At 46.5% G+C, this 10630-nt stretch carries 8 protein-coding genes; 5 read left to right on the forward strand and 3 right to left on the reverse strand.

The annotated features are described in order from the left end of the window. Window positions 1-9 precede the first annotated feature (9 nt). From L4D19_RS16180 to L4D19_RS16190, 3 genes are read right to left on the reverse strand one after another with little or no spacing between them, the layout of a single operon-like run. Entirely contained in the window at window positions 10-1125 is a 1116-nt protein-coding gene (locus tag L4D19_RS16180) for a mandelate racemase/muconate lactonizing enzyme family protein (RefSeq protein ID WP_075767139.1), read from the reverse strand. Window positions 1126-1139: 14 nt separating this feature from the next. After that, window positions 1140-2315, reverse strand: a complete 1176-nt coding sequence (locus L4D19_RS16185; RefSeq protein WP_428453300.1) for a UxaA family hydrolase — start codon at window positions 2313-2315, stop codon at window positions 1140-1142. A gap of 3 nt (window positions 2316-2318) precedes the next feature. After that, window positions 2319-2663, reverse strand: coding sequence for a UxaA family hydrolase (locus L4D19_RS16190; RefSeq protein WP_428453301.1), 345 nt, complete (start codon window positions 2661-2663; stop codon window positions 2319-2321). Window positions 2664-2884: 221 nt separating this feature from the next. Here L4D19_RS16190 and L4D19_RS16195 point away from each other — a divergent pair, with 221 nt between their 5' ends. From L4D19_RS16195 to pflB, 5 genes are all read left to right on the forward strand, one after another. Continuing rightward, window positions 2885-3571 (forward strand): GntR family transcriptional regulator, encoded by a 687-nt coding sequence (locus tag L4D19_RS16195; protein WP_075767142.1) that lies wholly within the window; start codon window positions 2885-2887, stop codon window positions 3569-3571. A gap of 650 nt (window positions 3572-4221) precedes the next feature. After that, window positions 4222-5760 (forward strand): flavocytochrome c, encoded by a 1539-nt coding sequence (locus tag L4D19_RS16200; protein WP_428453302.1) that lies wholly within the window; start codon window positions 4222-4224, stop codon window positions 5758-5760. Window positions 5761-5785: 25 nt separating this feature from the next. Next, window positions 5786-6250 carry a cytochrome c3 family protein gene (locus L4D19_RS16205; RefSeq protein ID WP_428453303.1) on the forward strand — a complete coding sequence of 155 codons (465 nt, stop codon included), beginning with the start codon at window positions 5786-5788 and terminating at the stop codon, window positions 6248-6250. A gap of 17 nt (window positions 6251-6267) precedes the next feature. Beyond that, window positions 6268-7938, forward strand: coding sequence for a cytochrome b/b6 domain-containing protein (locus L4D19_RS16210; protein WP_428453304.1), 1671 nt, complete (start codon window positions 6268-6270; stop codon window positions 7936-7938). 235 nt (window positions 7939-8173) lie between these two features. After that, on the forward strand, window positions 8174-10471 hold the full coding sequence (gene pflB / locus L4D19_RS16215) for a formate C-acetyltransferase (RefSeq protein WP_428453305.1): 2298 nt from the start codon (window positions 8174-8176) through the stop codon (window positions 10469-10471). The last annotated feature ends 159 nt before the right edge of the window (window positions 10472-10630 follow it).

Genomic DNA, 10630 nt, shown 5'->3' on the forward strand with positions numbered 1-10630 from the left:
ACACGTTTCTTATATTCGGTATTTATTGATCACGTCTTCACTTAGCTCGATGCCAAGTCCCGGGGAATCCGGTACAGGTACGTGGCCTTGTGAAAATGGCAGTCGGTTGCTCACGAGATCTGTAAATAAAGGACTGCTGCTCTGGGAATATTCCATCAGCGTGCCGTGCTCACAGGCGGCTAAAAAGTGGACCGAAGCCGCGAGCAAGATGCCGGTACTGAACCCATGAGGGACGAGTTGGGTACCGTGTAACTGGGCAAGATCGTAAATCTTCTTCATCTCGGTGATACCTCCGCAACGGGTGATATCTGGCTGGACGATGTCGACTTCAGATTGTTCTAGGAAGGACTTAAATTCATAGCGGGTCGTGAGTGATTCTCCGCCGGCTAGCTTGGATTGGATCTGGCGAGATAGGCGTGAATAGCCGACCATATCATCTGCCAGTACGGGCTCTTCGACCCAGTTTAGGTTGAACGGCTCCAGGCGTTTGCACATCTGCGCGGCATGGCCGGTAGTGCGCCACTTGGAAGCCAGATCAATTTGTACTTCTATTTCATCGCCAACGGCTTCGCGTACGTGGCGAACAATTTGGTAGTCCGTTTCCGGATCGTCGCCGAATACACCGCCGCCGAACTTAATACTGGTGAAGCCCTGGCGAACAAGATTCAGGGCGATCTCGCGGTTATTCTCCGGCTTGCTGTCGGGAATGAAGGTGCCGTAGGCACGGATTTGATCGCGGTATTTTCCGCCCAGCAGGGTATGCACCGGCACGCCATAGAACTGACCGGCAATGTCCCACAGGGCGATATCGATAGCGCTGATGGCGTGAATGCCTGCACCACGGCGACCTACGTAGTTGGATGCCCAGTACATCTTGTTCCACAAACGCTCGATTTCCAGCGGATTCTCGCCAATCAGCAGTTCGCGTAGCCCGTAGCAATACAGGTTTGAATGCGGTGTTTCGATACATGCCTTGACGACGGCAGGGGAGCTGTCTGCCTCACCGATGCCGGTTATGCCCTTATCGGTATGTACTTTGACAATAACGGCATCTTCACCCCATTCACAGGGCTGATCAGGCTCAGGTACTCGTAAGCAAATGACTTCTATATCTGTAATACGCACTGCTCAGTCCTTGGTTATTGAGGTTCAATACAAATGAGTTTTTCCAGACGCTGATCTTTTTGATACAACGTACAGTAGGCGAAACCGATATCTTCGATGGCAGTTGCCTCACCCTGAACAACATTTTCCAGTGTGTGAATTATTCGGTCGGCGCAGGAGTGAATGCTGTCGGTTCCCTTCATGATCCCGCTGACATCAACATCAATGTCTTCAGTAATTTGGGCCGCATTACCGCTGACTCGGATCACCGGTACGATCGGGTTGTTGAATCCGGCACCACCTGTGGTCCACAGGATCACCTGGGCACCGAGAGAGGCGAAATGCATACCGGAGCCGCCGCATAAGTGCGTCGTTTCTGATAGGTACATTCCCGGTGTGGTCGGACGCTCGGTCATCTTGGCGTTGATCCTCAGTACATCCTGAATAGGGCGGGTACCGGTTTTATGCAGTGCGCCAAGTGCCTTCTCTTCGAGTGTGGTCAGGCCGCCGACACTGTTGCCGATGCTCATGGTCTCGACATTGGTGCCTTCGATATGCCAGCGCTTCTCTTCTTCATTGATGAGGCGATCGATCTTGTCAGCGACGTCTGGAGTAACTGCTCGTTCTCGCAGGATGTCCTCACAACCGACAAGCTCGATAAGCTCACCAGCTACACAGGTGGCACCTTTATCTACCAGCAGGTCGGCAACACGACCGACTGATGGGTTAGAGGCAATACCTGAACTGGTATCAGAACCGCCACATTTGATCCCCACAACCAGTTCGCTGAGTGGAATAGGCTCGGGCTGGACTTGATCGGCATAAGCTGTCAGCTCTTTTGCCAGCTCGGTGCCCATTTTGATGGTGCTGCGCGTTCCACGTGATTTGATGATCGACAGTGTCTGTACTGGCTTTCCTGCATTGCGGATAGGATCGGCCAGGATCACCGGGTCGATACTTCCGCATCCCATGTTTAGCAGTAGGGCACCAGCCACATTAGGGTTCAGTGCGGCGCCAACCATAGTGCCGACCAGCTCTTCGTTACCACCGTACATACAAGTGTTGTAGTTGGTTACGACGACAGTGCCTGGCACTTTCTGGCTGATGGCACGGGCAATACCTTCGGCACATTCGTCAATGGCCAGGATGAGTACATGATTTCGGATCCCCGCGCGGCCGTCGGGGCGACGAAAGCCTGAGAAAAACTGCATTCGTTACTCCTCGATCTGCATTTGTTCAATGATTTGCTTGATGATCGGCTCTGGGATGTCTACCCGGGTACTGCGGACATTTTGTACATGTACCAACTCGCCGACCGGAATCGTTTTGATGGCAACGCCAATGTCGTAACCCGCTTTCTTGATTGCTTCCTGGGTCGAGATAGCGCTTACCGCGACTTTATTGCCGAACGTGATGGCTTGCTTGCAGGTCACAATGCCTTGTGCCCGGTTGCCGTCATCAATAATTTCAATCTGCTGTCCTTTTTCGACATCTGCGAGCAGGGTCGCCACGTTGTCATTCTGGGAAAGCAAAATTGCCTTGTTCAAAGGTGTGTCCATAAATCCTCATAGATTGTTCATTGTCGGACAATCGACAGTTGGCAATCTTAATGAGTAATTCCAAAATAAATGCGACACAAATCACCTTTTGTTTTATCCATTCAATTTTTGTATGATTGTCTGACAATCGTCACGTTTTATTGATTATGCGAATTGTTGACTAATCCGGTAGAATTAAGGCAACTGCGGTATTCCGCTATCTGTAGATGTATGGAAAGATAATGAAAATCGTAAAACAGAGCTTAGAGGAGCAAGCTGCAGGCTATCTGCGTGAGCTGATCCTCAGTGGAAAATACGGAATGGGCGAAAAGCTGGTGGAGAGTGCACTGGCGAAAGATTTGGAGCTATCGCGCAGTACAGTGCGGATGGCCCTGAACACCTTGGCCCATGAAGGTTTGGTGGTTCAGAAACCCTATGTTGGTTGGCAGGTAATTAATATTACCGAGAATGACCTGTGGGAGCTGTACCACTTACGTGTCGCTCTGGAAACACGTTCCGCCTGGCTGGCAGCTGAGCACATTACCGAAGAGGGCAAAACCCGACTGCATGATTTGATGGATTATTACCTGCAAGTTGGCCGCAGTGAAGGCGTTACTTGCCTGCAAATCAGTAAGCTTGAACTTGAATTGCACACATTAATCATTGAGCTAAGCGGCAACATGCGCTTGCATCAGATTTACCGCAATGTCGCTAACCAGATGTTGATTTATTTCAATATTGACCACGCAAGCTATGACCCGGAAGAGAGCGCATTAAGCCATCTGCCACTGGTCGAAGCCATTTGTGCTGGTGAAAGTGGCAAAGCGTTGAAATTGGCTGAAGAGAACATTACCGTTTATTCAGTGATCGGGCATAAATTCCGTGAACAACATCTAAAGCGTTATTCAGAACAGCAAGGTGAATCTTGATAGCGCTATCAAAGTAGAAGGTAGTAGATAGCTAGCAAAAATTATAGGGCGAAGGTGATTTTAATTACCATCGCCTTTTATTTTTTCTAACGATGACCTCTATAAATTCTTATAAGAGCATGTCTAATTTTAAATCGTTGATATCCAAATTCGTTATAGTCACTATCAATGAATAAAAGTGTGAAGTTCATCAATTCTATTCATTTCCAAGGTATTACGTGATCTTTGGTTATCAGGAGTGAGTTTTTGTGCTGTTTTGGTTGTTGGCTTGTGTTTGGCTTGTGTCTTTTTGGGTGTTGTTTGTAATGGTTTGTTTTAAATATGGTTGTTTATGCATTTCATGCAAGTTGTTCATGACTGCTATGCAGTAAATGATTTCGGCGCATATCATTAATGACTAATCATCATTACCTCTTAATAGGTAAATAAATTTACAATTCTTGCACGAGTTAATCGACATCTTTTTATTCTGTTCAATCAATGAACCGGAACGATTAAATATATAACAATATCTATAAATATAAATTTTGCTAATGCGGCAAATGAAAAAGTTATTTCCTGACACGCCATAAAAAGCCCATTAGATGTGCTTTTTAATCCCTCATGCCGCCTATTAGAAAGAGTTTTTTATCTGAAATGGAAGCACATTTATGAGTAATGATAATTGCCAAAAGGTAGATGTTTCGCGACGAAAGTTATTGGCTGGTGGCGCTGCTGCAGCAACAGCCATGATGCTTGGCAGTGAGGCAAGTGCCAGTCAAATTAATAATGCCATTCGATGGGATAAAACGTTTGATGTATTAGTTATTGGTAGTGGGTTTGCCGCTTTGTCAGCTGCGATTGAGGCTCGTCGTAAAGGGCTTGATGTCATGATCGTAGAAAAAATGCGTGTTCCAGGCGGTAACTCAACCATTAACGGTGGGCTGTTCGCAGTTGCAGGCAGTGAGTTACAAAAAGAAGAAGGCGTTGAAGATAGCGTCGAGCTTATGGTGCAGGACATGATGGCAGCTGGTCGCGGAATTAACCACCCGGAACTTACAAGAGCAATCGCTGCTGGCTCGCCGGATGCGTTTAAGTTTGTGGTTGAGTGCGGTGCCAAATTTAAGCCTAAGTTATCCTGGCTTGGTGGCCATTCGGTCGCCCGAACGTATCTTACCCATAATGCTTCTGGCTCTGGCATTGTCAGGCCGCTGGTCAAAACCGCCCGTAGAGAAGGTGTTGTTATTCGCACTGAATGCAAAATGCTGAATTTCATTACCAACGATGACAAACGTATTATCGGCATCCAGGTCAAAGACGGCTACCGCTTCCCTGATGAAGAGACAGGCATAGTAAAACACTTTAAAGCCAGACGCGGGGTAGTTCTTGCTTCCGGTGGCTTTAGCCGTGACACCAAGTTTTTATCTGCTCAAGATCCGCGGTTGGGTGGGGTTATAGACAGTACCAACCAGCCGGGAGCAACGGGAGAGGCGCTTCGTGCAGCATTTCGGATCGGTGCTGTACCCGTCCAGTTATCCCTTATTCAGCTTGGTCCATGGGCATCACCCGATGAGCAGGGTTTTGGTGTTGCTTCAATGTTTAATATTCAGTCAGGCTTCCGTTACGGGATCATGGTCGAGCGGGCAACAGGGAAACGTTTTGTCAATGAATTGGCAGACAGGAAGACACGTGCCGATGCCATGATCAAAAACGTCAAGGAAAGCGGCGAGCCTGATTACCCAATTATTCTCGTCGACAGTGTGGGTGCCAAGGCATGTCCGACACTGGATCGCTGCCTGGAATATAAGGTTGTGCATGCGTTTGACCGTCTGGAAGATCTTGCCAGCCATTACCAGATTCCAGCAGAGGGACTCATTGAGTCAGTGACTGCCTATAACGAGTATGTCAAAAACAATGACGACTTGGAGTTTGCTAAACCTGTCTCGACAGCAACGCCGATCATCAAGCCGCCATTTTATGCCGTCAGAGGCTGGCCTAAAGTGCACCACTGTATGGGTGGGGTTGAAATTAATCCGAGTGCCCAGGTTTTACATTCCGAAACCTTTGAGCCGATTGCCGGACTTTATGCCGCCGGAGAGGTAACAGGCGGCCCTCATGGTGCCAGTCGTCTTGGAAGCTGCGCGATTACCGATGGATTGGTGATGGGACGTATCGCAGGCAACAGTGTTGCTCGTAATGACGCTATTTAGTCTTCTCTGATTTGGAATGAAAACAATGAATAACACGAATAAGTTAATTACACCGCTATTAGTATTCGTTCTGCTCTTAGGGTTGGCATTTAATGTTTTTGCCTCGGATACAAATGCCTCACCGAAGAGTAATGCAGAACAAGTTCTGGAACAAAACGCGCTGCACCAGAAAATTTTAGATTATATCGACAATAAAATTTACAACCGGGTACCGGTAAAAAGCTATCACAAGAAAGTCCACCAAAACGGAAATAGCTGTGAGCTTTGCCACGGTTCCAGCGAACCTGTTACGCCTGCAGATACCACAAATTGCGCTAATTGCCATGGCAGCCCTGAAGCGGTTGCAGAGTTAACCAAAGAGCTTGAGCCCAACCCGCATAACTCTCCGCACTGGGAAACAGAGCTTCCGTGTGATTCATGCCATATGGAGCACAGTGAATCGAAGTCTGTATGTAAACAGTGCCATCAGTTTGGCTTTAAGACACCATAAACTCGCTGAGGTAACAAATGTTAAAAATCAATAGTAAAACATTTGGCATGGTGTTGTTGGCGGCAATGTTTGCTTGCCATACTCAGGCGGGCCCGGCTGGGACTGATAACTTTGGTGATCAGGCCAGAGAACTGAGAGCCCAGACGGCAGACGAGAATGCGCAATGCCTGTCATGCCATGCCAGTGATACGATTAATGATGAGTGGAAGACAGAGCGGGGCAGAACCTTAGACTTGCATACCGATGTTGTTGGATATAACGACTCGGTACACAAAGATCAGAGCTGTCTGAATTGTCATGAGGGAGCGAATGACAGTGCGTTTGAGGAAGCGCCTCACCAGTTCAAAGATGATGTAATAAGCCGCAGTTGTGATAGCTGTCATAATACTGTGTTTCAAGATATCAACCATCAACTGGAAACAAGTCACCATACTAAGACAATCGTTGAGCAATTCGGTCATCAGTTCGAGTGTCAGGAATGCCATAATGCGCATACCTTTAACTTCCCGGGCCGTACTGAGGATATTGCCCATAGCATTGAACAGGCTAATGAGCCGTGCTTTGCCTGCCATAATGACCTGCAAGGTTACGAGAAGCTGACAGATAAAAAACTGTTAGATCAGGATATGGCACACTGGTTCTTGCCAGAGAAAAACAAGCATTTCAGTGCCGTTCGATGTGTTGATTGCCATAGCGAAGGCGAGGGTGTGAAACTACATACCATCACTCCGGCTGAGGATGCAGTCAGAGACTGTAAGCTTTGTCATAACGAAGATTCTGCGATAACGACGACCTTGTATAAGTACAGTAATGAGCAGAAAGCTTTTTCTATGTTAGATAAAGGCATTTTTGATGACAGCACCTTGCTTGAGCAAAACGCAGATGCCGTTGCCAAAGAGAAAGGGAAGGCAGACTCACCTTACGGCTTTATGAATGAAAAGCTGCTTGATGAACGCTATCTTATTGGTGCAACTCCAATAGGGTGGGTTGATGCTATCTTCGGGATTGCTCTGTTGGTTACGCTGTCACTCTTGGCATTCCATGCTCGCTTAAGAAAGTTAGGACAGCGAGACAAGGTCGAGTTGGTAAAAACGTCCACTGTGATGTTCCCGGTAGGGGTCAGGTTATGGCATAACACTAACGTTATCGTGTTTATCATTTTGCTGCTTACGGGACTGTCGATGCATTTCTCGGTCGTTGCCTTCGAGTTTGCGCAAAACAGTCACAATATCCTAGGTGCTGTACTGATAGTGCTATGGGGGCTGTATTTGATCTACCTGGTGCTTTCTGGGCAGATAAAGCAGTACTTGCCTCGACCGAATTTTGTCAAAAACAGTATCAGGCAAGCTCAATTTTACTTGAAGGGCATTTTTAGTGGTGATGAGAATCCTGCGGGTCATGATCCGAAAAAACGCCTGAATCCGTTGCAGCAAATGGGGTATTTATCGATTGTATTCGCTGCTTTCCCGTTATTAATTTTGTCCGGTATTGCGCTTTTCTTTAATGAACTATTGCCGAAAGAGATTATTGGCTTTGACGGAAAAACACTGATGGTCATATTACACGTGACAATGTCGCATGTGATGGTGTTGTTTATTGCTGCGCATGTGTATCTATGTACAACAGGGACGACCATATCGGAACACTTTATGAGTATGATTACGGGCCGCTTATTTAAAGTTAAATAGCGAACCAAATCTGATAATCGAAGCCCTTCATCAACAATTAAGATGAAGGGCTTTTTTGTATGGCTAAAGCAAAATAGAAAATAATCTATGCGCATCATACATGTAAAAAATGAAAACCATTCATTTTACTCATTAATTGATTTGTCATACTATTTTGTCAACGAGATGAGAGGCTTGGAATCCAAAGCTTTAAAACTCTAAATCTCATAATAACTCTTATTGTTAGGTATTAAATATGACAATTCCAACGACTGAAATGCTTCAAGCATGGAAAGGCTTTACAGCAGGTGATTGGCAGACTGAGGTCAATACGCGTGACTTCATTCAAACCAACTATACACCTTATGAAGGCGATGAATCTTTTCTTGCAGATGCCACTGAAGCGACCGCCACACTTTGGAATAGTGTTTTAGAGGGAATTAAAGAAGAAAGCCGGACTCATGCGCCAATTGATTTTGATACTGATCTGCCATCAACCATAATCTCTCACGATGCCGGCTACATTAACAAAGAGTTGGAAACCATTGTTGGCTTGCAAACTGACAAGCCTCTGAAAAGGGCGATTATTGCTAATGGCGGTATTCGTATGGTGAAGAACTCGTGTGAAGTGTATGGCCGCGAGCTGGATCCTAGCGTAGAGAAAACCTTTACCGAATACCGCAAGACACACAACAAGGCTTGTTTTGATCTATATACCAAAGATATTCTGGCTTGTCGTAAATCCGGGATCATCACCGGCCTGCCGGATGCCTATGGCCGTGGACGAATTATTGGCGACTACCGCCGTCTTGCTTTGTACGGTATTGATTTCCTGAAGGCTGATAAGCAGGCACAGCTTAAATCTACTCAGGCTTTCCTGGAGCAAGGACAGGATCTCGAGAAAACGCTACGTCTTCGTGAAGAGCTTGCGGATCAGCTTCAGGCGTTGGAAGATATCCGCGTTATGGGGCTTAAATACGGCATTGAAATGTCTGCTCCGGCAAAATCAGCGCAAGAAGCTATTCAGTTTACCTACTTTGGTTATCTGGCTGCCGTGAAGTCACAAAACGGTGCAGCCATGTCGTTAGGACGTACTTCGACATTCTTAGATGTGTACATCGAGCGTGACCTCGCGAATGGTGTTATTAACGAGTCACAGGCGCAAGAGCTGGTGGATCACTTCATCATGAAGCTTCGCATGGTCCGTTTCCTTCGTACCCCTGATTACGATTCTCTATTCTCTGGCGATCCTATCTGGGCAACCGAAGCGATGGCTGGCATGGGTGTTGATGGCCGTACACTGGTAAGCAAGACGACGTTCCGTTACTTGCATACATTGCACAACATGGGTCCGGCACCTGAGCCAAATATGACGATTCTTTGGTCGGAGCAGCTACCTGAAGCCTTTAAGAAGTACGCGGCAAAAGTGTCCATTGAAACATCATCAGTTCAGTATGAAAATGATGATCTGATGCGTCCGGATTTCAATAATGATGACTATGCGATTGCTTGTTGTGTTAGTCCGCAGGTTGTTGGTAAAGACATGCAGTTCTTCGGTGCCCGTGCCAACCTGGCAAAAGCACTGCTTTATACCATCAATGGCGGTATTGATGAGAAATCCAAAGTTCAGGTTGGCCCGAAACAAGCGATGATCTCAGATGAAGTGCTGGATTTTGACAGCCTGATGCCACGCTTCGATGAAATGTTGGATTGGCTGGCAACTCAGTATGTAACAGCATTGAATATTATCCATTATTCACATGACCGTTATAGCTACGAGGCATCCCTGATGGCACTGATGGATCGTGATGTCCGCCGTACCATGGCATGTGGTATTGCTGGTTTGTCAGTGGTTGCTGACTCCTTGGCTGCAATCAAATTTGCCAAGGTGAAACCGATTCGTGACGAAGACGGTCTGGCAGTTGATTTTGATATTGACGGCGATTATCCGAAGTTTGGTAACAATGACGCACGTGTTGATGACATTGCCTGTGATCTTGTCGAACGTTTCATGAAGAAGATTCATAAGATGAGCATGTACCGTGAGGCGATTCCGACTCAGTCTATTCTGACCATCACTTCGAATGTCGTGTATGGCAAGAAAACTGGTAACACGCCAGATGGTCGTCGTGCCGGTATGCCGTTTGGTCCGGGTGCCAACCCGATGCACGGGCGTGATCAAAATGGTGCCGTTGCCTCATTAACATCTGTTTCAAAATTGCCGTTTGCTTATGCAAAAGATGGTATTTCGTATACTTTCTCTATTGTGCCGAATGCACTGGGTAAAGATATGGATACCCAGAAGCAAAATCTAGCAGCGTTAATGGATGGTTATTTCCACCATGAAGCTGGTGAAAATGGCATTGACGTGGAAGGCGGGCAGCATTTGAATGTGAATGTTATGAACCGTGAAATGTTGCTTGATGCGGTAGAAAACCCAGAAAAATACCCACAGCTGACAATTCGAGTGTCTGGTTATGCGGTGCGTTTTAACTCTCTGACAAAAGAACAACAGCAAGACGTTATTACGCGGACTTTTACTGAAAGAATGTAAGCGCAATAAGCGTGTCTAAATTTGATTAAAGCAAACAGCATAGGTGAACGTCTATGCTGTTTTTATTTGTATTTATTATTGCGATATTAGTTTTCAATAATGTCCTTGGCCCCGTAAATCTTCAGTTTTTCTTCGCTTTTCTAAAAAAACACCCTTCAA

Source organism: Photobacterium kasasachensis (assembly GCF_050336885.1).
GTDB classification, from domain to species: Bacteria; Pseudomonadota; Gammaproteobacteria; order Enterobacterales; family Vibrionaceae; genus Photobacterium; species Photobacterium kasasachensis.

Coding starts and splice junctions, on each gene's coding strand:
- L4D19_RS16185 (WP_428453300.1), bottom strand. CDS start 2,315: ATGCAGTTTTTCTCAGGCTTTCGTCGCCCCGACGGCCGCGCGGGGATC.
- L4D19_RS16190 (WP_428453301.1), bottom strand. CDS start 2,663: ATGGACACACCTTTGAACAAGGCAATTTTGCTTTCCCAGAATGACAAC.
- L4D19_RS16195 (WP_075767142.1), top strand. CDS start 2,885: ATGAAAATCGTAAAACAGAGCTTAGAGGAGCAAGCTGCAGGCTATCTG.
- L4D19_RS16200 (WP_428453302.1), top strand. CDS start 4,222: ATGAGTAATGATAATTGCCAAAAGGTAGATGTTTCGCGACGAAAGTTA.
- L4D19_RS16205 (WP_428453303.1), top strand. CDS start 5,786: ATGAATAACACGAATAAGTTAATTACACCGCTATTAGTATTCGTTCTG.
- L4D19_RS16210 (WP_428453304.1), top strand. CDS start 6,268: ATGTTAAAAATCAATAGTAAAACATTTGGCATGGTGTTGTTGGCGGCA.
- pflB (WP_428453305.1), top strand. CDS start 8,174: ATGACAATTCCAACGACTGAAATGCTTCAAGCATGGAAAGGCTTTACA.